The organism is Thalassoglobus sp. JC818 (assembly GCF_040717535.1).
In the GTDB taxonomy this organism is placed as follows: domain Bacteria; phylum Planctomycetota; class Planctomycetia; order Planctomycetales; family Planctomycetaceae; genus Thalassoglobus.
Window position 1 is genome coordinate 263,155 of the sequence record NZ_JBFEFI010000001.1, and the last position, 24,867, is coordinate 288,021.

The following is a 24,867-nucleotide window of genomic DNA, read 5'->3' on the forward strand; positions in this document are numbered from 1 at the left end:
AGCATGACCTTCGTCACGCTCCCCCGTGGCTCTGATCAAGTCTGTTCTCACCCCCGAAGATCTTTGCAAGGTTTCCGGATTTATAAGCACTGACAGTCACACCGAGTTGCAACATCAACAGCCCAAGCATGAAGGGTTGCACACCATTCCAGTCGAGGTTCTGCTGCAAATATCTTCCACCTTCCCAGAAGATGCTCAGATAGAAACATGCCCCGACGATGAATGTTACTACTCGCAGCTCAGGATTTCTGACGACAATCTCAACGAGAATCATGCAGGCCAGCAGCCCAGCCAGATACATGCTGGCGAACATGATGTCGTAAGCTCCCAGGAAGCTGCAGAGTGCCATCCGTACGGCCCCAAACGTGAACAAGAACATCACGAAGCCAAACAGGCCAACGATGAGTTCGTCTCGAATCATCAAAGCAGTGAGCAGAATGGACAGAAGAACCAGGTGAACCTGAATCTCGACTTCAGGCAGTGGCCAACCTGTCAGAACTCTCGTTTCACCGAGTGCCAAGATGCACCAACAACATGCTTCGAGCACCAATTGAGAGCTTCGCAGACGAATCCCCTCAGCAAAGAGAATGCAGCACGCTACGGCAAAAGAGAGGACGCTGACCTGACTGGACGTTATTGGTAGCTGAGAATCCCATGACACCCACGCCAGCAACATGAGCGCGAAGACCGTGCATCGCCTTCCAAATCGCAGTCCTCTGGCCCAGTAAATCAGACTCAAGAACATGCTCGCCACGCTCGCCACAATGACGGGTCGTCCAAGCAGTGACGAAAAGTCTCGCACAAAATTAGCTGCTGCAGGGTTTAACTGCTGAGGAAAAGAAGTCAGCACAATGCACGCAAACGGAAGAGTGTAGGCCAGGCACTTGGCGAACAGACTCTTGTGCACAATCGCTGCTTCCATCGCGAGCCAACAGATCCCCAATAACATCGGAACAAGCAGCAACCCGGTGAACATCGTCTGTCGATTTTCGTAGGCCTGACTCGCATTTAATTCCCACGCTGGGTCGAATGATATCGAGAGGAGGTAGATTCGAAGCCCAAAACAAACCCAAACGACTACGAATAGCGCCCACGGATGATACGGCCAGATCCAAGGACAGCCTGCTTCTTCAACCTTTTCCCGACCGCTTCTGACAGCTGGAATGAGCGTCAACATCGAAATCCCAGCGAGAACACTCACGCTGAAGATCGCCCATCGGACCATCGCTGGAGATTGAGTTGCTTCGACGGCATACGGAATGAAAGCCGAAGCTAACAACAACGAGAGTTGTATGTAAAAGGGGCCACGATAAATCATCGGGAGACGAATTTTGGACAGACGAATCACAACTTCCGAAAGAAACAAGCTGCCAGCAACGACGATCAGAAGCCCAAAGACTCCACTATTTTCACCGGATGAAAGTGGCCGGTCGAACACGAGAGAAAGTTCGAACATCAGCAAGATGGGAATCAGGAAGAGAGACCTCGCATCGTCCCACACTTTCCAGAAACGCACCAGAAAGATCGCCACACCAGCGACAAGCAGCAGATATCCGGAAATGAGTGAAAGCAAAAAATACTGGTCGAGTTCGGAAGTGGAGACAATGGAAAGCCCGGTGCTGTGAATCACCAAAGCTGCGCTGAGAAGATAGAACGGATTCTCCGAGGAGATGCGTCGCCAGCCCCGCGTCTGAAAGGAGACTTCCAGACTGCCGCTTTCCTCGGGCAAATTGCTACCATCGACGTGATCTGACGAATCTTCACGATTGGAGTTCGTCTGCTCTGGAGTGGATTGATCGTCTGACGAAGGATTCATCATGCCACACTCCGTTTTCTGAATGAAGTTGAAGTGGAGTCACATCCGACATGCCGAAAGCGGTCGAATGTGAAAGTAGTTACGTACCACTTCAACGCATCGTTGAAAGATTCTCGAACAATTTGCTCGCTGCCACACCGACATGTCTCCCTTCTCAAGAGGTTTCACCGAACGCGCGGAGTTCGTGTGAAGTCGCCAATTCGTTTCGGACAAGTTGTTTCGAACTTTTTTTGATTTGGTGTGCATGAGCAAGCACAGCCTTTTATCTTGTGAAACGGTGCAAGCGAGTGCACAGGAAAGAGCAACCTGCTCTAGGAATTGATAGAATGCCAGCTGTCGAAATTGATCTCTGAATCGGAGCGATTGTTGCTGATCGATCAGATTCAAGAAGCTCACGAGACACCGCCAACAGACATCGGGTAAGTGTCGTTCTCAAAACGTTCAACCGGAGTTACTTTGTCATGGAATTTTACCTCGCCGGTCAGTGGCAGGATCGAGATGATCGCATTGAAGTCCTCAACCCCGCCAAGGGAGAAGTCATCGACACAGTTCCCAAGGCGAGCGCCGACGACATCGAGACCGCTCTGGTCACTGCCGTCGAGGGCGCTCCTGAGATGGCCAAGCTGTCAGGCTATCGACGATTTGAAATTCTCCGCCGAACTGCGGATTTGATGGTCGAGAACCGCGAAGACCTCGCGCGGACGCTCAGCCAGGAAGAGGGCAAAACAATTCATGAGGCCAGAACCGAGGTCGACCGGGCACGTCAGACAATCGAACTCAGCGGGGAAGAAGCCAAACGCCTGACGGGTGAAGTGCTCCCTCTCGATGGAGGAGAAGGTGTTTCGGGCAAACTCGGATTTACGCTGCGTGTGCCATGCGGAGTCGTTGCAGCAATCACCCCCTTCAACTTCCCTCTCAATCTCGTTTGCCACAAAGTTGGACCGGCTCTTGCCGGGGGCAATTCGGTGATCTTAAAACCGGCGAGTGATACTCCGCTTGTCGCTCTAAAGTTCGTCAAGCTGCTCCTCGAAGCGGGTCTTCCGGCCAAGGGTATCTCGACGCTTACTGGATCGGGCGGCACGATTGGCTCCAAGCTTTGTAGCGACAACCGAGTCCGAAAGATCAGCTTCACTGGAAGCCAGGAAGTCGGTGAAAAAATCTGTCATGCTGCAGGAATCAAAAAAGTGACGATGGAACTGGGATCAAACAGTCCCTTAATCGTTCTTCCCGATGCTGATTTAGATAAGGTCGTCAATGCCGTTGTTGCCAGCGGTTATGCAAACGCTGGTCAGGTTTGTATCTCCGCCCAACGTTTAATTGTTGATGAGCGCATGCACGACGAGTTAATGCAGCGGCTCATCCCGAAAGTTCAAAGCATTGTCGCAGGTGATCCACTTCAGGAAGAGACCCAAATGGGTCCGATGGTCCGCGAGAGCGATGCTGTGCGAGTGGAAGAATGGATTCAGGAAGCCGTTTCGCAGGGTGCTAAACTGGCTTGTGGAGGCGAAAGAAACGGAGCCTTCGTCAGTCCCGCGTTGATCCTCGAATCGAAGCCGGACATGAAAATCGTCAACGACGAACTCTTTGGCCCTGGGGTCGCGGTTTCTCGTGCTCGTGATATTGATGACGCCATCCGCATGGCGAACGACACGCGTTACGGACTCAGCGCTGGCATCTTTACTCAAGATATTGACTCAGCCGTCCGGTTCGCAAAAGAAGTCCAAAGCGGCAACATCCACATCAACTGGGGCCCAATGTGGCGAACAGACTCAATGCCTTACGGTGGACTCAAAGACAGCGGACTGGGTAAAGAAGGCCCGAAATATGCGATTGAAGAAATGACCGAATCGAAGACCGTTGTGATTCACTCTTGAGTTCGTTTTGAGAATTAAAAAGCAAACTGGGAGAACGCACGTCGCGCTCTCCCTGTTTGCACTTCACAAGGTTTCATTGAGCATCAGCATTCACTGTTCAGATTTTGTGAATACTCGATGAAACCGATTTAGAATTCACCAAGGATTTCACCACCAGCCCGAGTTCCTAAACCTCTCCAGACACCAAGGTCGATGTTCTCGCTGATTGTTCGAGCCCCTCCATCCATGAGCACAACTTGCACGGTCCCTGTATGAAAGCTGCGAGAAGTGATGGCTGCGTACGTTGGATTTCCGTTCGCGCCATCTTTGCCTTCCTGCCAGGAGTTGTAGTCCATCTCGTTGTGTTCCGCTCCTCCATTGTTGTAGACAACCCGTGAATTCGGCGGAAGTGTCGTCGTGACTCCGGAGTGATGAACTCGACCGTCTGGCCACTCGGTATGTCCTGTGTCTTTGAACTGCACTCCAGATGCGACGGCAACCTCGACTTCAGTCTCATTCTGAGGGACCGTGACTTGCGAAGGTCCCCCATTTCGCTGATAGGGCGTCCACGCTTTCACTTCTGCCGCGAGTAATGTGTTTGAAGACCCGTCAACCGCGTCTCGAAAACTCCAACTCGCATTCGGCGCGAAGAGCCCATCGCCTTTTCTTCTGTTCGAGGGATCAAAAACGAACCACGTTCCGTAATTGAATCCATAGTTGGTCGGATAGAGCGTTACTTTTCCGCCGCCTGGATCACGGGCGCGATCGCTACCCGGATCACTCGGACAGGCATACACCGGAATTTTGACGCCATCAATCGCAGCTTGGAAATCCCATGCCGTCGACAAATCGACGCCGTTGTAGAGATTCCCCTGCTCAAGATACGGGAGAATACGTCCATGAACTCCCCATGACCCGTTGTTCGCGGTATTGGTCACAGACAGATCGATGGACGCTCCCGGGGGAAGGTACCGATTGACGTCCATATAATTGTGGACAGCAAGACCGAGTTGCTTGAGATGGTTCTTGCACTGTGTTCGTCTCGCTGCTTCTCTTGCCTGCTGAACGGCAGGAAGGAGCAGGGCGATCAGGATCGCGATGATCGCAATCACGACCAATAGCTCAATGAGAGTAAATCCCTTTTGTCTTGATTTCCGAATCAACAATTCTGCGTACTCCATGTTGAAGAGCGTCTCTTGGTCTGCTCGCAATTTCTACAGTGGGGAATTCCGAATGTGAGAGGCTGTGATCAACAAATATCGTTCCGCTGAATGACAAATGCTCTGACTGGGGAAATTGCCTGGATTTCGGGTCGAATTTTCTGATTTGAGCCACAAGACACGCTGAATCTTGGCGAACACTTCGCCATGATGGCGAGAAACTCCCCAACGGCGGTTTTCGGGAGAGCTCTATTGTCAGATTGCGTAAACGTCAATCAGTCCCTGTGCATGCTCATGTGAATCAGTCAAACTCTTTCACCCTTGATTGATCAACTGCCCGTAACCGAGACCAAGATGCGTTGGCCCATTCGAAATCAGATCCTGGTTCCGTTCGTTCTGATTCAGATTGTGACCATCGCCATCGTCGCTGCCTTCGCCGTCTGGACAGCCATTCAACAAGTTGACCGCGAATTGCATTCACGACTCGATGGAGTCACCTCAACAATCGAGTCAGCAAGCTACCCACTTACTCCAGCGATCCTCGAAGAATTGCACCGCTTGTCGACGGCACACCTCATCGTTCTCGACGACGAGGGAAAGATTGTCGGCACCACCCTTAAGGCATCCATCCAACGACAACAAAATCAGATTTCCGACGCACAATCACAGAATTCCACAGCCATCAAAACACTCTTCGGGCAACGGTATCTCTCTCGTTTGGTGACACGAAAAGCAGGCACGCAACGAAACCGAGTCTTGATCCTTTACTCAGAAAGTCGATTCCAAGCTGCGCGATCGCAGGCGATCCTGCCGCCCATTCTGATTGGTATCGCACTCGTTCTTCTGACAACGATTTTGTCGATGTGGATTGCCAGCCGATTCTCAAATCGAATTCGTCAATTGCAGTCACAGGTGTCACGCATCGCCCACGGAGACTTTACTCCCGTCCCGCTTTCTCCGGTTGATGATGAACTGCGGGAACTGACTGAGTCGATTAACAGCATGTCGTCTGCACTCGACCAGTCGTTGGATCAGCTTAAGGACACCGAGAGATCATTCATGTTGACGCAATTGGTCGGTGGCCTCGCTCATCAGTTGCGAAATTCATTAACTGGTGCGCGTGTCTCGATTCAACTTCATCAACGTCGATGTCCGCAATCCGAAGATCAGTCCATTCAGATCGCTTTAAAACAACTCTCACTGACTGAGGAGCAAATGAAGGCGCTGCTCCGCGTTTCTCGAGGACATTCGAGCCGAACAGTCCCCGGACAACTGGGAGAACTTCTCGCTGACGCTATATCGCTTGTTCAACCACTGTGTGTGCATCAGCAAATTGAACTCACTTCAGAGACAAGTAACATTAAATGTTCGGTTCCAGATTCCGATGCACTTCGCGGTGCGTTTCTGAACATCCTCATTAATGCCATTGAAGCGACTGGGCCGAGCGGATCAGTGCATGTCAACACAAGTGTCCATCAGCAACAGATTGCCATCGAGATTTCCAACACAGGTCCTCCGATTCCGCCCAAGGTAGTGCAACAGATGTTTCAGGCGTTTTTTACCACGAAACCCGAGGGAGCAGGACTCGGTCTGGCGCTTGCGGTTCAAGCTGCCGAAGACAACGGAGGCTCCCTGGAATACATTTCAGGAGAGCGGACGACGTTTCGATTCGTTCTCCCGTGCCCAACTGATGAATTAGCCTCAACCTCTCCATCGCAAGGCTGATTCCCGTAAACGCTGATCGTGCCCCAATACCATTTTCATACGACTGACCTGAAACTCATCGTCGATGTTTCCGTCAGTAGATGATTTTAGATCGTAGCCACCACTTCGAAGATTACTTTCATGAGTCGAATACTTGTCGTCGATGACGAACCAACAATCTGCTGGGCTCTTCAACAGGCTCTGTCCGAAGATGGCCACGATGTAACAGTTTCATCGACTGCTGAAGAGGCACTCAAAAACTTCGACCAGTTGTCTCCCGATCTCGTGATGCTCGACGTGCGTCTGCCTGGAATGGATGGCCTCTCCGCGCTCAATCACTTCCGTGAGAACAACGCAGAGACACCTGTGATTGTGATGACGGCATTCGGTGATCTGGAAACCGCTGTCCAGGCAATTCACCGCGGCGCCTTCGAATACTTGCTCAAGCCATTTGACCTCGATCAAGTGACGCAGGCAGTCAGTCGAGCATTGACTCACGCTTCTACTGAGACCTCCGTTTCTGGAGATGTGGGAGACGCAAAGGAAACGGATCTTCTGCTCGGATCATCGCCGGCGATGCAAGCTATTTATCGACACATTGCTCTTGTCGCCGATCAGGATGTCCCGGTTCTTATCACCGGCGAAAGTGGAACAGGAAAAGAACTCGTCGCCGCCGCCGTTCACAGATACAGCAAGCGTGCAACGCAACCCTTCATTCCAGTCTGTATCCCCGCATTCAATGAATCGGTCGTCGAGAGTGAACTGTTCGGGCATGCTCGCGGAGCTTTTACCGGAGCAGTCGATCATCGAGTCGGGCTGCTCGAAGCAGCACATCGAGGCACTGCGTTCTTTGATGAAATCGGTGACATCTCTCCTCCGCTGCAAGTGAAAATGCTGCGAGTCCTGGAGTCCAAGATCATTACACCAGTTGGAAGCAACGAGCCGCGGCAAACGGATTTTCGCCTAATCGCAGCCACGAACCGAAATCTGGAAGCGATGGTGGCTGAGGAAACATTTCGAGAAGATCTCTATTACCGCCTCAATGTCTATCAAATTCAGATTCCGCCACTTCGCGAGCGAACGGAAGACATTCCAATTCTTGCAAACAAGTTTATGAGAGAAGTCGATCCGCAGGGACGCGTCACGCTCGCTGATTCTGCCATTGAAGAATTGGCCAAACGGCCGTGGCACGGGAATGTCCGTGAGCTGAGAAACGTCATCGAGCAAGCCGTTCTCGCCACGCGCTCTGGCCAACTCACCGCGGATCGGATTCCTCAAGCATCGCCGTCAATCAAGCTTTCGCGTGATGCCCATCCACTCGACAAACTTGAGAACACCGTGCGTGACTGGGTCCGTCATCAGGCAGACTCTCAAAGCGACGGTCAAATCACCTCAGGCCTTTACGATGCATTCCTCGAACGGACAGAACCACTCCTGTTCGAGGAGGTTTTGCAGCTCTCGAACGGAAACCGCCAGGAAGCGGCGCGAATCCTCGGGATCCATCGCCAGACGCTTCGCGACAAAATGAAGAAGCATCAAATGGACTGATCGTTTGTCAATCAGCATCGCAGCAGTTTGGCTTGCCTCAGCGACCGATGTGGCCACTTAAACGGGCGGAAAATGGCCTGTAGTCCTCAATTTCCGCTCAGCATCCCGAACAAACGGAACGACATTCTTTCGAATCAGAGATTACAATGCTGAGTGTCGAAGATATACTGATCGCAACTTTTTGATTCGTTTGACCTTGGAAGTATTCACGACAATGCGATTTTGGGTGAATCAATTTTCGATACTGTTCCTCTTCGGATGTTTCGCCAGCACGTGCTGTGGTGTCGATTTCGAAAAGGAAGTGCTGCCGATTTTTCAGGAGCACTGTTCCGATTGCCACTCCGCCGATGATCGCAACGGCGGCCTGAGCTTTGATGACCGCAAGACCGTGTTTCACGAGGCAGATTCGGGAGAAATGCCGGTCGTTCCCAGAGACCTCGACTCAAGCGAAATCTTCCAGCGAGTCACAACGTCCGTCGAAGAATTGCAGATGCCTCCCGACGGGGATCGACTCTCACCGTCGCAAATTGAAGTCATTCGCCAATGGATTATTGACGGCGCTAAGTGGCCAAAAACCGACAACGACGAAGTTGAGGTCTTGTCAGACCACTGGTCATTTCAACCAATCGCTTCTCCAAATCCTCCTGAAGTCGAAGACGAATCCTGGCCATACTCTCCGCTTGATCGATTTCTGCAAAAGCAACACGAAGTGGAACACTTGCAGCCTGTCGCTGATGCTTCTCCCGTCGCCTTAATTCGCAGAGCAACTTACGGGCTGACCGGACTACCACCGACTCCCGAGGAAATTGACAACTTCCTCCAAGCAGTTGAAGAGCAGGGCCAGCGCACCGCGTTTGCAAAATTGGTTGATGACTTGCTTTCGCGTTCGACCTACGGTGAACGCTGGGGACGGCACTGGATGGACTGGGTTCGATATGCGGACACAGCTGGCGACAACTCGGACTTCCCGATCCCTCAGGCTTACCTCTACCGAAACTACATCATCGAGTCGTTCAATGACGACCTCCCGTATGATCGTTTTCTGACCGAGCAGATCGCAGGAGACTTGTTGCCAGCTGAGGACCGCGAAGAGCGCAATCGACTCTCGATTGCGACCGGGTATCTCGCAATGTCTCGAAGGTTTGGCTCGCTGGTCGAAAGATATCCGTGGCACCTGACAATTGAAGACACCATCGACAATCTCGGTCGCACCGTACTCGGCCTGACGATTTCTTGCGCCCGCTGTCATGATCACAAGTTCGACCCCATCTCGACTCGAGATTACTACGGTCTCTACGGAATCTTCTCGAGTACCCGTTACCCGTTCCCGGGACTTGAACTTTTCCAAACACAGCACGACCTTGTTCCACTCGTCAGCCAGTCGGAAGTCGACGCCATTGCTGGCCCGTTTCAAGAGAAAACAACCCAACTCGAAAACGAGTTGAAAAAACTCCTCGACGACTGCGAAGAACGATCGATTGAGAATGCCGCGAAAGCATTGACAGCCACTGTCGACGAACAACGAAAGATGCGAGACGAGCTTGACGCAATGCTCATTCGTGCACGGCGTGCTGGAGAAAAGCTGGCGGATCACCTGAAAGAAATCCCACCGATTCCATCTGCGTACGCTGTGCAGGATGCGAATCCCCACGACTCGCGTGTGCAAATCAAAGGTGAACCCGATCGACTCGGAGCAGTCGTCCCGAGACACTTCCCAGAAGTCCTCGGCGGTCAGAGGCTGAGCGCATCAGAAGCGGACGACCAGAGTGGACGCCGCCAACTCGCGGAATGGCTCACCGACGCCTCCAACCCTCTCACAGCGCGAGTAATTGTCAATCGCGTCTGGCAACGCCACTTTGGTGTTGGAATTGTGCCCAGTACGAGTGACTTTGGCCTGCGAGGCCAGGTCCCCACACATCCCGATCTACTCGACTGGCTGGCGACCGATTTCATGCAGAACGGTTGGTCGATCAAGCACCTTCATCGCACGATCATGAATTCGCGGACGTATCAGCTTTCGAGCGAAGATCGCAGTGAAAACTTGAAGACGGATCCTTCCAATACTCTCTATTGGAAATTTCACCGACAACGACTCGACGCCGAGTCGATCCGCGACACTCTGCTCACGTTGTCTCATGAGCTTGACCCGTCACCACAGACCGAACCGTACGCGATTCCTCCATATTCGAAGTGGAAGTACACCCAGCATCACCCCTTCAAAGACGACTATCCCAGCAACAAGCGCAGCGTCTATCTGATGACTCGGCGTCTCACCGCCAAGCCATACTTCCAAACGTTTGATGGTCCAGACCCGAACGTCTGCACCAGCGATCGAGACCAGTCGGTGACTCCGCTGCAAGCTCTTTACTTTGTGAACGATGAGTTTCTGCATGAGCAGGCAGACAAAATGTCTGCCATGTGGATTGATGGCGAAAACTCCGAACCGGCCGACCTGCAACACATTTTCAAAACGATCTTATGCCGTGATCCGTCATCAGAAGAAATCGAATTGATGGAACAACACCTTGCAGCAGTCATAGCTGCAGTTCCTTCCGATGGCGATCAGGAAAAAACTGCCATGGCGAGCCTCGTGCGAAGTTTACTGCGACTTAACGAGTTCCTGTACATCGATTGACCGGCGATAACGGCTGTCCTGTATTGTCAGAATCCAAACTCACATCCATTTGATTGACATGCAAATTCCCAACCTCCACCGCCGAACCATGATCCGCTCACTGTTTGGCGGATCTCTTCTGATGCCAGGCGTCCTCTCTCAGCTTCTGGCCGAAGACAATCCGACGCGGTCTCGACTGTCTCATCGACCGGCACCGGCGAAGTCTGTCATTTTCATTTACGCCACTGGAGGTGTCTCGCACATCGACACCTTCGACCCCAAGTCGACAGCAAACGGTCGCGACGGTTCGGGAAAAGACAAATTGATGGGCAACCTCTTCGGAGCGAAACCCAACCGAGAATGCGGAACCGAAGTGAGCGATATCTTTCCGCATTTGCGTGAAATGATGCACGAAGTTTGCCTCATCCGCTCCATGAAAGCGTCTCACTTCGATCACTCAGAAGCGACTCTCGGAATGCATACCGGTTCTCCGACATTCGCGAGACCGAGTATGGGATCATGGATCAGCTACGGACTGGGGACGTTCAACCAGAATCTTCCAAGCTTCATCGTGATTGCTCCTCACTTGCCGTACGGGGGAACTCAAGTCTACGCGAGCGACTTCTTGCCAGCGGTTCATCAGGGAACCCGAGTCATTCCCGGCGACAACCCAATTGCCAATCTGAGGGCGCCCGGACAAACCGAATCACTTCAAACCCTCGAATTCGACCTCGTTCGCTCCATGAACAAGCTGCATCTCGATTCCCGCGAGCATGACACAGCCCTCGCAGCAAGAATCAAATCCTTCGAAACGGCTTTCCAAATGCAGCATTCCGCTCCGGAAGCATTCGATCTCAACGATGAGCCCAAACACATCCGCAACCTGTACGGGATCGATCGCAAAGTCAAAGGCCCCGGAGCTGACTTTGCCTGGCAATGTCTGGTTGCACGCCGTCTCGTGGAACGCGGAGTGCGATTCATCGAATTAATCGACACCGGATCTCGTCCGAACTGGGACTCACACGGGGAGATGAACGAACACAAAGACCTCGCCTACAACGTCGATCAGCCGACCGCAGCACTCCTTGCCGATCTCAAACAACGCGGCATGCTCGATGAGACAATCGTCTTGTGGGCCACGGAGTTCGGACGAACGCCCACCAAAGAAGGCAGCAACGGGCGCGGGCATCACCGTGATTGCTTCAGCGTCTGGCTTGCCGGAGGAGGCTTCAAACCCGGCCACGTTCACGGTGTCACTGACGAAATCGGAAAATACACCGTCGAAGATCCGGTCGAAGTCCACGACCTGCATGCTACGATCCTCCACCAACTTGGAATGGACCATGAGCGGTTAACCTTCCGCCACGCCGGTCGAGATTTCCGCCTGACGGACGTCCACGGCAACATTCTTCACTCACTCATTTCTTGACAGGGTCGATTTTCCCGAAGAGTTTACGGCTATCGGCTCAAAGCGGAGATAGCGGCAAATCTCTCGCACAGGCTGCTAGTTTCCTCGAAAATCGTGCCTCGAAGGTCAAAAAACGGGCTGTGCAAATTGAATTTTCGGAAATCCGAAGAAACTTGTCACTTTCGTGGCACATTCCAGGCTCCGTTCTCGCTTGGAATAGTAGAGGCGTTCACAAACACCTCTCAACAACCTGCATATGACACTGTGATTGATCTGCGACCCGGGCCGGGGCGCGGGTCGGCTGACAATTTTGGACTCAAAGATTTTCGATGATTCCGCCGTCAGATCCAGTGAAGTGGGCCTTCTTTCCGTCCGGAGAAATCCGGGCGGAAAGTTTTTTTTTGCGCCTCGAGAAATCGTAAGCTGAATTCTTCAGCATGGTTCAGCTTCTCAGAACCTGGACAAACTTCGCGATCGCTTCTCGGAAGAGATTCCAGACTGCTTCAATGGGCATGAGTGAAGGCAGTCTTCGTCAACGAGTTAACGAACACTTGGGTGCGAAAGCGATGACCGACTACAAAATCACATCGTGAATGACGTGGCCTTTGACGTCGGTGAGCCGCATATCTCGCCCGCCGAAGCGGAACGTTGAACGTGCGTGGTCGACGCCCATGAGATGCAGCATCGTGGCATGCAGGTCATGAATTTCCGCCCGGTTCTCGATGGCTTTGTATCCCCATTCGTCGGTCGCTCCGTAAATCGTCCCGGGCCGAACACCGCCACCGGCCATCCAGACCGAGAATCCGAACGGGTTATGGTCTCGCCCATCTTTTCCCTGCGCAAAGGGAGTTCTCCCAAATTCGCCTGACCAGACAACCAGAGTTTCGTCGAGCATTCCACGTTGGCGAAGGTCTTTGAGCAGGGCCGCGATCGGTTGATCGACTGCTCGAGCGTTATTTTCGTGACCTTTCTTGAGCTGCCCATGCTGGTCCCAACGATCCCCGCCAACATTCGGGCAGGTCAATTCGATGAATCGCACTCCTTTCTCAACCATTCGTCGTGCGATCAAACACTGAGCGGCGTAGATCCGCGTCGGCTCGTATTCAGATTCCATTCCATACATTTTCTGAATGTGTTCTGGCTCGTCGCTGAGAGACATCACCTCCGGCACGGCCATTTGCATCGCGTAAGCGAGTTCATAATTCTTGATGGCCGATTCCAGGCTGTCATGGTGCCCGTATTCCTCGATGACCAACTGGTCCAGCCGGTCGATCAAATCCAGCTTGCTTCGCTGTTGATCTGAGGACGATTCCGTTCTTTCAATATTGGCGACGCCGCTGCCTGAGGGCTTGAAAACAGACCCCTGATAGCTCGCAGGCAGGAATCCGCTGCCGAAACAATCGAGTCCTCCGGGAGGAATCAATCCGCCGTTAAGCACCACAAAACCGGGCAGATTCTGGCATTCGCTTCCGAGCCCATAATTCACCCAGGCCCCCATGCTCGGGCGACCCTGTAGACCACTTCCCGTGTGAAGAAAATAGTTTGCGAACGTGTGCTCAGGGAACTCGGAGACCATCGATCGAATAACGGCGAGCTCGTCCACGCATTCGGCCACATTCGGAAACAGACTACTGACGGGAATTCCAGACTCACCGTGCTGCTGGAACTTCCACGGACTCGCCAGAACATTTCCGTTGTTGTTGAATTGTGTCGGTTCGACTTCGAACAGCTGTGAGGGATCTTTGCCATCGTAGCGATCGAGCATTGGCTTCGGATCGAACGTATCAATCTGAGACGGCCCGCCATCCATGTACAGAAAGATGACATTCTTCGCGCGAACTTCGTGATGAGGTCCGTGATCGGGCTGACCGAGTTCGGTGCCATTCTCAAAGATGTTGCCAAAGGCCGGGCTGTTGGCAAGACCAGCAAGAGCGACCGCCCCGAATCCACTTGCGCATTGACGAAGCATCTCGCGCCGGGTTGTTGGCGTTTGCCGGTAACGCTGACAAGGGAATGACAAGTGATTCTTTGACATGATTTCTTACCAACTCTGTCGAGTGAGTCTCTCTTCTATCGAATGTCTTCAGCGATGATTCAGGAATGCGTTGGTCAACGAAGGAAGATGAATTCCTTGGTATTCATCAAAGCGTGCGCGAGATCTTCCCAAGCAGTACGTTCGGCATTTGCGTCACCTGAACTCGTGTTCGAAGCTGTCAGAAATTCCATAGCAACTGCAGCTTCATTCGCAGTCGGTGATCTGCTGAATGCTGTCTGATACAACCATTCGAGTCTCGAATCCATTGAATCATTTTCCTGCATCGCTCGCGCAGCCCACATTTTGGACTGTTCAACAACAAATGGATCGTTCATCAGAATCAACGACTGCGCCGGCACGTTGGAAACGTTTCGGCGTCCCATCGTGCTAAATGGGGCTGGGGTATCAAAGGTCAACATGAATGGCGACAGGAAATTTCTTCGCACTGCGACATAGATTGAACGTCGCCCATCTCCATCCAACGGCCCGCTGCTGCCGGGGCGTCCTCGTCCATCCATGAATGGCGTCAAGTGAATTGGAACAGGCTCTCCATACAATGTTGGATCGAGACGTCCAGACATCGACAAGATTGCGTCGCGGATGACTTCTCCTTCGAGCCGTTTCGGCGGGCGATAGTGCCACAGGAGATTTTTTGGATCAGCTTGAAGGGACTCCGCCACGGGGACGCAGTCCAGTTGATAGACACGTGAGAGGACGATTTCGCGAATCATTTTCTTGATGCTTCGTCCATCATTCACAAACTTTACCGCCAGATGATCCAACAACTCCGGATGGGTTGGACGCTCTCCCAGAACTCCAAAGTCATCCGTCGTCGGCACAATTCCACGTCCCATCAGGAAGTGCCAGATTCGGTTGACTGCCACCCGCGCTGTGAGCGGATTGTCAGCCGCGTTGATCTTCTCAGCGAGTTCCAGTCGACCACTGCCGACTGAAATTTCCATGACTTCTTCACCTGCGACAGCTGTCAGGAAGTGCCGAGGAACGTGATCTCCCGGGTTAGACGAATTGCCGCGAATGAGGATCTTTCCGTCTTCCCCGGTGCCGTCCATCATTGCCATCGCAAGCTGAGAACGATTCATGATCTGAGTCTGAAGACGTTCACGTTCCGCTTTCCATTCGGCGACCAGATCGCTGCCATCTCCTTCAAGAAACGAGTCGACAGCTTTCGTTTGTTCCTCGGTCAGTTGTGCCTCGACTCGACGGCTCAACTCCTCACGTTGTTCGGGCGTAGCACCCTGTGTAACGAGCGAAACCTGAAGCTGAGTTCCTTCGGAAGGGGTAAACTCCAGATGAATCCGATGTCCCACGTACCGCTGCAGATTCAGTTGAGTCCATTCGCTGCCAGGATGGATTTTCGAGATTGTTTCGCCATGAAGCGGTCCGGCGATGAGTCGATGTGAATCGACACAAGCCACGACATGACCTTCCCCTCGGACTCTGCAAGCGACATCCCCATCAGTCACGGTAAACGTTGGTGTTCGTAAGGTTCGACCGCTGCGAGGAAATGAGACGAGTCGACTTTTGTTATGAACGCCTTTCTCCCACACCGATTCGAGTTGATTCCAGATCGGGTCACTGATGGCGGCATCTTCCGTACAAAGTCGGAGCGACAACTCGCCCCCTTCGTCGGACCAGTAAAACTCACCAGCTCGCTTTGGCTGGGCCGCAAAGATAAATCCGTCCTGCAGATATTCAGGAGTAGAGACAGTTCCGTAATCGATAACGACGAGTTGTCGCAGCGATTCGTCCACGGGTTTTGAACGTTGTGTTGCGACATTTCGCTTACTCAACTCTGCAGAGATTTTCGCTTGATACTCTGCATCAAGTTGGGCCAGCTTGACTGCGACAGTTCGATTGTGCTCAAGCGATTCGAACCGCACCTGACGGTAGTCGCTGCTTTCCAGAAATCCAGAGAGGGAGTAATAGTCGGCTGTGGAAATCGCATCGAACTTGTGATCATGACACCGCGCACATGAGACAGTCATGCCGAGAAACGCTTTCGACATGACATCAATCATGTTGTCAAACCGATCGGACTCATCCTTACGAATGTCGACAGGCGAGTGGACCCATTCTCCGAGAAACCAGAAACCGGTTCCGAGAATAGATTCGTTGAAGCCTTTCTCCGCGTTCAATCGCGGATTGGGAAGCAGGTCGCCGGCAATGTGCTCCCGGATCAATTGATCGTGTGGCACATCGGAGTTTAACGCACGAATGATGTAATCGCGGTACTGAAAGGCATTCGGAGCATCGTTATCAAACTCATGCCCGCGCGACTCCGCATAGCGAACAAGGTCGAGCCAGTGTCGCCCCCAGCGTTCACCAAAATGTGGGGACGCCAAGAGCTTGTCGACGAGATCTTCGACTGCCTGAGGAGATGAGTCTTCAACAAAAGCAGCTACCTCATCGGGTGTGGGAGGCAACCCGATCAAGTCGAAATACAACCGTCTGATCAAAGCAGAGCGGTTGGCGTCACCTGTCGGTTGCAGGTCCGCATCTTCCAACTGCGCGAGAATGAAGTGATCAATCGAATTGTTAGGCCACGACTCGTGCTGGACTTCAGGGATCGCCGGATTTCGAATCGGGTGCCAGACCCAATGTTCTGATCGACGAGATTCCAGGTCGAACTTTGGAGTTGCTGCTGCGGCTGTCGGTGCTTCCTCGTCGGGCCAGGGAGCTCCCATGCGAACCCAGTCTTCGAGTGCCTGAATGTCGTCCGAGGAAAGCTTTCCCTTGGGAGGCATCTCGTACGATTCATATTTGACGGCCTCAATCAGCAAGCTGGAGTCAGGGTCTCCGGGGAGAATGGCTTCGCCTGAGTCTCCTCCAGTAAGGAGGGCAGATCGACTGTCGACGAGCAGGCTGGCCTGAATTTTTTTTGCGTCCACACTGTGACACGAATAGCAATGCTCAGCCAGAATCGGCCGGACTTTCTTTTCGAAGAACTCGAGCTCTGCTGCAGAAAAATTCTGGTCTTCAGCCTGTACAGACTGAAGAGTCAGCAGAACAGCAGACAAGCAACACAAGAAGCAAACAATTCTCGTCCAAACCAAATGCATGAACGCTCCAACTTGAATGAACTGCGACAGGACGCGCATGGCGGGGATTCTGAGTTTTCACTCGAATGGTTTCCAAGCTCTGCGACGTAAATTGAACCTCAAACATGATCTTGGAACATCCACAAGTTTAGCACTCGCGAGCGAATTCCGTCGAGGATAGAATGCGACATCACATTAACATTTTGCGACATCGCCTACGCTTCTCAATTTGAGAGCAACTCATGAGAGTTCTATCTCGACCGAAAATCGGATTGTTCGTCGAGACATCACGATCTTACGGCCGAGATGTTCTTCGGGGAATCTCTGATTTCGCCCGCACTCGCACAAACTGGTCGCTGCTACACCAGGAAATGTCGATCGATGCGGGACTCCCAGAATGGTGGCAAAATTCTTCACTCAGCGGTGTCATCGCACGCGTTGATACTCACACAATTCTTCCACTGCGAGCGTTGAATGTTCCGATTGTTGACGTTCGATGCAGGCGTCTTTTTGAGAGGATTCCTCAAATTGAAACCGACGATCGTGAAGTCGCGCGCCTCGCGTTCACGCACCTTTGGGAGCGAGGTTTTCGTCGATTTGCGTTCTGCGGATTTCAGAATGCTCACTATTCAGAGAACAGATTGCGACATTTTCAAGAATTCGCCGCCGACTCGCGATGCCCGTTCGCTTCGTATCAGTCCCCCGGTTCGATCAACAAAACGCTGACGGATATTGAGCAGACCGGTCTCGTCGACGTGGACCAGATGTCCGCCTGGTTGCGATCTCTGAAAGTCCCCACGGGACTGTTCGTCTGCAACGATATTCGCGGACAGCATGTTCTAAATATTTGCCAGAACCTCGAAATCGCTGTACCAGACGACCTTGCGGTGATCGGAGTCGATGACGACGACGCGATCTGCCCGCTGAGTGACCCACCACTGTCGAGCATTCGACCGGACGCTCACCGAGTCGGATTTCGAGCAGCAGAAACATTAAAGCACATGCTGGAAGGAGAGGCGCAAATCGCCCCGGTCGAGTTCGTCAAACCTGCCCGGGTTGTGCAGCGGCTTTCCACTCAGGTGAACGCGATTGATGACCGCGAGATTTCCCGAGTCTGCCGCATCATTCGAGAACATGCTTGCGAGGGAATCAAAGTTCAGGACGTTGCCGAGTACACGAATCTCTCGCGTCGACAACTCGAACGCCGTTTTCGCAATTTGCTGAATCGCTCGATTCATGAAGAAATCACAGCCACGCAAATTGCCCGAGTTCAACAACTTCTCCGCGAAACGAATCTGACACTCGAACAGATCGCCCCACTGGCAGGGTACCGGCACAAAGAACGACTGTGTGCTGTCTTCAAACGCGCAACCGGTCAAACTCCTGGAGAGTACCGGTCAAACCACCAGATTCTCGACACTGCGGATTCCCGAGAATCGCCTTGAATCAAGGTTCAACGAATGCATTTCGGTTTGCTCGTTATCGATTCGACCGTTGGGCTAAGTGATCAAAGTGATGAGCTGTGAAGGAACCTTCAAGAACAGCATCCGCGTGGGAGTGACGACTATTCTCTTGATTAAGTACGGGAATTGAAATTCGCACATCACACTCCCGAACTTAGCGACAAGGTTCTGTAAGGCACTTCGATGGATTCCATCGCTGCGAGAGTGTTAGCTCCACTCACGAGGGAACATCAGGACCGTAGGTTTGAGCTTTCGATAACAGAAAGCCAGAATCATTGATGCTGTGAAGTCGGTAAGAAGCAGCCCGTGAAATCCATCGTTGGGGATCAACTTCTATTCCATAGATACCTCATCGGTACAAACAGGAAATATCTCTCTATGAAGCTGCACCGTCGAAGAGGTCCCGTTCTCGCTGCACTCGTACTGATGCTTATGCTGGGCAGGCTGACGCCAAGAGACGCACAGGCAGCTGATCAAGAAGCACCGCATGCCGTAATTGTCGTCGGCACATTGCATTATTCCCCGGAACTCTCGATGCCTGTCTTCGCCAAGGAACTCGAACGGTTTGGATTCCGAACGACCGTCGTGATGGGGGAGGGCGATCCGGAAAAGAAAACGGAAAATGTTCTTCCTGGAATTGAAGCACTCGCTGACGCGGATCTCGCCATTTTCTTCATGCGTTTTCTCGTGCTTCCGGATGAAGAGTGGCAACCGATCGAGGATTACATCAAGTCGGGAAAACCGGTGATCGGACTTCGCACCGCGAATCACTCGTTCAAATATCCTGCCGAGCATCCACGATCTGAATGGAACGATGGATTTGGCCGACGAGTCCTGGGAACTCCCTACGTCGTGCATCAAGCAGGCGAAACGGAAATTCGTGTGGTTGAGGAAGGCTTAAGCCATCCGATTATGGCAAACGTGTCCAAGCGAAAATGGGTCTCTCCCGGAACTCTCTACTTGACGCGACTGGAAAGTGGATGCATCCCGCTCGTCGAAGGCTCCGGGGATGGGAAAGCGAGAACAATCAACAGGGCATTCGGCAAAATCGAAGTTCAGCCGCACGAGGAAGACGTCGTCGCTTGGGCATGGGAAAACGAATGGGGGGCGAAAGTCTTTGGAACTTCGTTCGGACACACAGGGGACTTTGCGGAAGAGTCATTTGTACGAATGCTCGTCAACGCAGCTCACTGGTCCCTCGATCTTACCCTTCCCGGTGCTGACGAGAAGATTTCAGTCTGGCAAATTGAGCGTGCAGACAAGAAACCGCGCCGCTGAAACGAAGAGACAGACGAGGCTTGCTGCTTCCACTGATAGGCTGTTCGACCTCATTGCAATCAAGTACATGGAATGACTCCACACTTATGCTCAGAACACCTCTCCTTTCCGCGTTTCTGATTTGTTTCACCATCGGATTGTCTGCAGCTGCTGAGCCTCCGATTCGACCGGGTGATCGGATCGCGATTGTTGGAAATACGTTTGCCGATCAGCTTCGAATTCACGGCTATCTGGAAACGTTGCTGTTGCAGCAGACTCGCGACAATCCCATTTCCATTCGCAACCTTGCCTGGGGTGGCGACATGGTGAGCGCCCGAGATCGTCCGACCGGTTTTCCAACGGAAGAAAAAACGCTGCGAGAACACAAGACAGACGTAATCATCGCGTGCTTCGGTATGGGTGAATCGTTTGCTGGGGAAAATGGCCTCGAAAAGTTTCGGAGCCAGCTGGCAAATCTCATCGACGCTTATGCAGGCAAGACCTACAACGGATTGTCAACAGTGCGGCTGATACTCGTTTCGCCGATTGCCTGCGAAGACCTTGGCAGCCTGACTCCCAATTGTGACAAACGCAATGAGGAACTCAGTGCCTATCGCTGGGCGATGCAAGAAGTCGCCAGTGATGCGAAAATTCATTTTGTCGATCTTTTCGAGACGTCTCGATACCTGATGGAAGAGTCGGAAGGACCGAATCTGACGAACAACGGAATTCACCTCAACGACTACGGGTATTGGGCGATCAGCCACAGCTTCTTAAATCAGCTGCTCGCGAACGAACGTTCGATAGACTCGCAGGCTTGGACGTTGCGAATCGATGCGGAAACGCAGACAACCGATTCTCACGGTGTCGCCATCAGTGATTTGTCGACAACTGATTCGAAGTTTTTCTTCCGTGTTCAAGAAACTTCTCCTCCGCGATTGCCCCCGCCGACAGCAGTGCCGTTGCCGCCGCAACTCGATTTCGTCCGCGATCGACTCATCGTCGATCATCTCCGCTCCGGAAGATATCAACTCACCATCGATGGAGAATCCATCGTGACAGCCACTGCCGAAGCTTGGGCGGAAGGAGTTGCGATCGATTCCTCTCCAGCACACCAGGAACTGGAGAAGTTCCGATCAGTCGTGAACGACAAGAACCTGCAGTTTACCTACAGTTGGAAAGCTCTCAATCAGGTTCACATTGTTGGTGAACGTCGCACTTCACCAAGTGGCCAGGCGCTTCCTCAGGAAGTCATCGAATTCAACCAGCTTGCCAATGATCTGGATGAAGAACTGCGTGCCGGGATCGAGCTAAAAACTCGGAACTGGTGTCTGACGCGTACGTCTGACTAAATACGCGGAAAGCCAAGCGCGTCTCTAACTCGATCTGCAGCGAAGGGGATGAATTTCTTAAATCGTCCGCTTGAATACACAATCGAAAACCGTCGCCTCAACAAAGCGCTCGCCATAGATATGAATCGACCATCTTATCCAGTGATCTGGACCTGCCTGTTCCTCGTTATAATCGCTTCCGCGGATGCAGTCTCTGCTCAAGATGCAAGCGGCATTCGCACTGCGAATTTAAAGGGTGCAGACATTGAGTTGATGAACAATCACGATCCCGCATCACAGCTTGAAACATTTGATCTGCTCCCTGACTACCAGGTGAATCTCTTTGCAGCTGATCCGATGTTTGCGAACCCGGTTCACATGCACTGGGACTCCCACGGGCGATTGTGGGTCGCATGCTCGTGGGCATATCCTCAATTGAAACCGGGCGAAGTCGCCAACGACAAGATCATCATTCTTGAAGATACCGACGACGATGGAGTCGCTGACAAGTCGACCGTATTCGCCGATGGACTTTATCTTCCTACCGGTATCGAACTGGCCAACGGTGGGTGCTATGTCGCCCAGTCGCCTGATGTGTTCTTTCTCAAAGACACTGACGGAGATGATGTTGCCGATGTGAAGGAACTCGTTTTGACTGGTTTCGGCATCGAAGACAGCCACCATTCGATCAGCGCCTGGCGTCGCGGTCCCGGAGGCTGGATCTACTTTCAGGAAGGGATCTTCCTGCACGCCCAAGTTGAAACTCAGTACGGAGTGCTGAGGAATTTTAATGGAGGTGTGTATCAGTTTAATCCTCGGACACGGGAGTTAAAAATGTTTTGCCGAGGCACTGGCGGAAATCCTTGGGGCCACGTTTTTGATCGTTGGGGCCAGTCATTCATGGTCAACAATCCGCGGATCATGTATCTCTCTCCCGCGACCGGCAACAGCGAAGATGCTGTGCGAGTTCAACCTCTCATCAGCACCGAAAAACAATGCGGCGGAGATCTCGCGACCGGGTCGCATGTCGGAGACGACATTCGTGGACAACTACTGACGGGACGCTTCAAAAGTCGGACGGTCGTTCGCTATCAACTCATTGAAGATGGTGCTGGTTTCAGCGCGAACGTGCTGGAACCTCTAATCAGTTCACGGCATCCGAATTTTCGACCGGTCGACGTGAAGATCGGTCCGGACGGGGCGATCTATGTCGCAGACTGGTACAACTCCATCATCAATCACGCGCAACACGACTTTCGTGATCCTCGTCGCGATCACGATCATGGACGCATCTGGAGGATTACTCACAAAGAAAGACCGCTGGTTGCAAAGCCGAAGCTCGTCGGAATCCCCGTTGAGGAACTCATTGAGAACCTGAAAAGCGAAGAAACCTGGACGCGACATCAAGCTCGCAAAGAGCTAAGCGAGTGCGACGCGGACGAAGTTCTCATTGGTTTAGAACAATGGGTTGAATCCCTCGAAGAAGATGATCCGAACTATGACCATCATCTCGTGGAAGCGATGTGGGCCTGCCAGAACGTCGAGCGTGTCAGCGAAGACATTCTGAAGCGTGTGCTTGCTGCCAAAGACGGCAACGCCCGAAGTGCGGGTGTGAGAGTGATACGTTACTGGCACAAAGATCTGTCCGATCCGGTCGGAATGATCGCAGTCGCAGCTGGTGATCCTTTTCCTCGAACGCGCATGGAAGCTGTTTTGTCAGCGGGATTTATCCCTCGCGCGGCGGCATTTTTGGCGGCTTTGAATTCACTTGATCATCCGGGTGACCCCGTCCTCGATCTAGCGCTTCCGCAAACGATGGCAGCTCTCGAACCTTATTGGCGACCGCTTCTCGACTCTGGAAAGTTGCGATTTGCGAAGTCGACTCATCGTGAATTTGTGGAACGAAGTACCGGCCTCGGATTTCAGAAACGACTTTCCGAGTTTCTAAACTCTGAGGCTCCATCTGATCAGGAGACCGCCTCGATACAGGCTCAGTTGCTCAGCGCAGGCAGTGAAGACGACATCAGGACCATTGTAAGTGCTCTCACTCGAAATGGCGGGCTGAAATCTGATGCCGCCACGATCGCGATGCTTGAAACCCTCGAGCAAATGTCGACACGTGAAGCATCAAAATCACTCAGAAGAGAATTTCGCGGACTTCGCGAATTAATCAACAACGAGAATGAAGTCATTGCAATTCGTGCGGCGGAGGCACTTGGAAGTTGGGGGATGGCTGGTCGTGATGAATTGTCGTTGCTTGAAAACGATGCAGTCAGTCTGGACGTCAAACAGGCGATTGCCGTCGCTCTTGCTGTCACCAGCAAGCAACGTTACGAGAAGCCGCTGCTCGAACTCGCCGAAAGAGGAGACATCGAAACTCGCTATGTCGCCGCTGCTGGGTTGGCTCAAGCTGATTTATCTCAAGGCGTTGCTGCAGCAGCGAACCTGCTTCAGGAAGATCCGCAACAGGTCGATGCTGCGAAGCTCGTTAAGTTTATTTTGCTGCGAAAGAACGGTGATCAACTCTTGAGCGAAAAGCTACAGGATGTGGCGATTCACCCAGCAGTTCTTGCGAGCGTCAGTAATTTTCATCGAGAGACTGGACTGCTCTCAAACGAGTTGGTCGACATCTTCGCGCCAGTGAAACCGGAAGAATCTCTGGCTGCCCTGCTGCTCGCTGAGGATATCGATGCACTGGCTGCCGAGGCTGAGAAGCATGGTGATCCAGCGAATGGTGAATTGATCTATCGTCGCAAGAGTACAGCTTGCACTCGTTGCCATGCGATTGGACCCGCTGGCGCTGAAATCGGTCCGAACCTCGTGGCTGTTGGAGCAGCTGCCAAAACCAAGTACCTCGTCCAATCGATCCTGGAACCAAATTCAGCAATTGCTGAGCACTACGAAGCACGTTCGTTTCTTCTCACTTCGGGAAAGGTACTGACAGGAGTTGTCACTTTTCGAAATGAGGATGAAGTGATCGTCCGCGACTCGTCCGAATCTGGAAAAGAGATCCGGATTTCGACTGAAGAGATCGAAGACGAGGTCCCCTCGAGTTCACTCATGCCGGGAGGGCTCGCGGATCAATTACACGGACGTCAGGAGTTTCTCGACCTGGTGAGGTTTCTTTCCGAGCTTGGGAAGCCGGGGCCTTACGCCAACAACGAAAAACCGGTCATCCGCAAGTGGAAAGTCGTTTCGGCTTCTGAATACGATGATCTTCCGGAAGACGGCTCGGAGTGGTTGACCGCATTCAGTAAGGTCGATGGAGAACTTCCTCCGGAAGACTTCCCAGCTGGCAATAAGACCTTCCTGCGCAGCTACGTGAATGTTCTCGTTCCGGGAAAAGCTCAGTTGAAACTCAACAGCTCCGATGGCCTCAAACTCTGGATTGATGGAGCCCCGATCGACGATCTTCTCGCTCCAATCCAATTGGACAAAGGACACCGAACTTTGACCTTCACCATCGATCGCACCATTCGCGATTCCGGGCTTCGAGTGGAATTGGACGCTCTCAATGGTGAGGGTGTCTTTCAACCAGAGGGTGGGTTCAAGTAGATTTGCAATATCTCTATGTTGCCTGCTGAATTCGATTGTTCAGATTGAACATTTGTCGGTTCAT

The 24,867-nt window shown here is 52.5% G+C and carries 13 protein-coding genes; 9 read left to right on the forward strand and 4 right to left on the reverse strand.

Features of this window, described 5'->3' with window-relative positions; translation table 11 throughout:
• Positions 1-13: 13 nt before the first annotated feature.
• Positions 14-1,819 carry a hypothetical protein gene (locus AB1L42_RS00940; RefSeq protein ID WP_367050205.1) on the reverse strand — a complete coding sequence of 602 codons (1,806 nt, stop codon included), beginning with the start codon at positions 1,817-1,819 and terminating at the stop codon, positions 14-16.
• Positions 1,820-2,277: 458 nt separating this feature from the next.
• On the opposite strand from AB1L42_RS00940, the gene AB1L42_RS00945 reads away from it, so the two are divergent.
• On the forward strand, positions 2,278-3,690 hold the full coding sequence (locus tag AB1L42_RS00945; protein WP_367050207.1) for an aldehyde dehydrogenase family protein: 1,413 nt from the start codon (positions 2,278-2,280) through the stop codon (positions 3,688-3,690).
• 128 nt (positions 3,691-3,818) lie between these two features.
• On the opposite strand, the gene AB1L42_RS00950 is transcribed toward AB1L42_RS00945, so the two are convergent.
• Complete coding sequence (locus AB1L42_RS00950; protein WP_367050209.1) at positions 3,819-4,850, reverse strand: DUF1559 domain-containing protein; 1,032 nt, start codon at positions 4,848-4,850, stop codon at positions 3,819-3,821.
• A gap of 333 nt (positions 4,851-5,183) precedes the next feature.
• On the opposite strand from AB1L42_RS00950, the gene AB1L42_RS00955 reads away from it, so the two are divergent.
• From AB1L42_RS00955 to AB1L42_RS00970, 4 genes are all read left to right on the forward strand, one after another.
• On the forward strand, positions 5,184-6,554 hold the full coding sequence (locus tag AB1L42_RS00955) for a HAMP domain-containing sensor histidine kinase (protein ID WP_367050211.1): 1,371 nt from the start codon (positions 5,184-5,186) through the stop codon (positions 6,552-6,554).
• 120 nt (positions 6,555-6,674) lie between these two features.
• Positions 6,675-8,081: a sigma-54 dependent transcriptional regulator gene (locus AB1L42_RS00960; RefSeq protein ID WP_367050213.1), complete on the forward strand. Its 1,407-nt coding sequence runs from the start codon at positions 6,675-6,677 to the stop codon at positions 8,079-8,081.
• A 214-nt stretch (positions 8,082-8,295) separates the two neighbouring features.
• Positions 8,296-10,716, forward strand: coding sequence for a DUF1553 domain-containing protein (locus AB1L42_RS00965; RefSeq protein WP_367050215.1), 2,421 nt, complete (start codon positions 8,296-8,298; stop codon positions 10,714-10,716).
• Positions 10,717-10,774: 58 nt separating this feature from the next.
• Entirely contained in the window at positions 10,775-12,124 is a 1,350-nt protein-coding gene (locus AB1L42_RS00970) for a DUF1501 domain-containing protein (RefSeq protein ID WP_367050217.1), read from the forward strand.
• A gap of 553 nt (positions 12,125-12,677) precedes the next feature.
• Here AB1L42_RS00970 and AB1L42_RS00975 read toward each other — a convergent pair.
• Both AB1L42_RS00975 and AB1L42_RS00980 read right to left on the reverse strand, forming a co-directional pair.
• Entirely contained in the window at positions 12,678-14,072 is a 1,395-nt protein-coding gene (locus AB1L42_RS00975) for a DUF1501 domain-containing protein (protein ID WP_367051682.1), read from the reverse strand.
• Positions 14,073-14,212: 140 nt separating this feature from the next.
• Positions 14,213-17,185 (reverse strand): PSD1 and planctomycete cytochrome C domain-containing protein, encoded by a 2,973-nt coding sequence (locus tag AB1L42_RS00980; RefSeq protein ID WP_367051684.1) that lies wholly within the window; start codon positions 17,183-17,185, stop codon positions 14,213-14,215.
• Positions 17,186-17,439: 254 nt separating this feature from the next.
• Here AB1L42_RS00980 and AB1L42_RS00985 point away from each other — a divergent pair, with 254 nt between their 5' ends.
• The 4 genes from AB1L42_RS00985 (at position 17,440) to AB1L42_RS01000 (ending at position 24,803) form a co-directional block, all read left to right on the forward strand.
• Positions 17,440-18,642 (forward strand): DNA-binding transcriptional regulator, encoded by a 1,203-nt coding sequence (locus AB1L42_RS00985; protein WP_367050219.1) that lies wholly within the window; start codon positions 17,440-17,442, stop codon positions 18,640-18,642.
• Between the two features lie 396 nt (positions 18,643-19,038).
• Positions 19,039-19,938 (forward strand): ThuA domain-containing protein, encoded by a 900-nt coding sequence (locus AB1L42_RS00990; protein WP_367050221.1) that lies wholly within the window; start codon positions 19,039-19,041, stop codon positions 19,936-19,938.
• Between the two features lie 86 nt (positions 19,939-20,024).
• Entirely contained in the window at positions 20,025-21,269 is a 1,245-nt protein-coding gene (locus AB1L42_RS00995) for an SGNH/GDSL hydrolase family protein (RefSeq protein WP_367050224.1), read from the forward strand.
• Between the two features lie 48 nt (positions 21,270-21,317).
• A complete protein-coding gene (locus AB1L42_RS01000; protein WP_367050226.1) occupies positions 21,318-24,803 on the forward strand; it encodes a PVC-type heme-binding CxxCH protein in 3,486 nt (1,161 codons plus the stop codon).
• Positions 24,804-24,867: the final 64 nt, after the last annotated feature.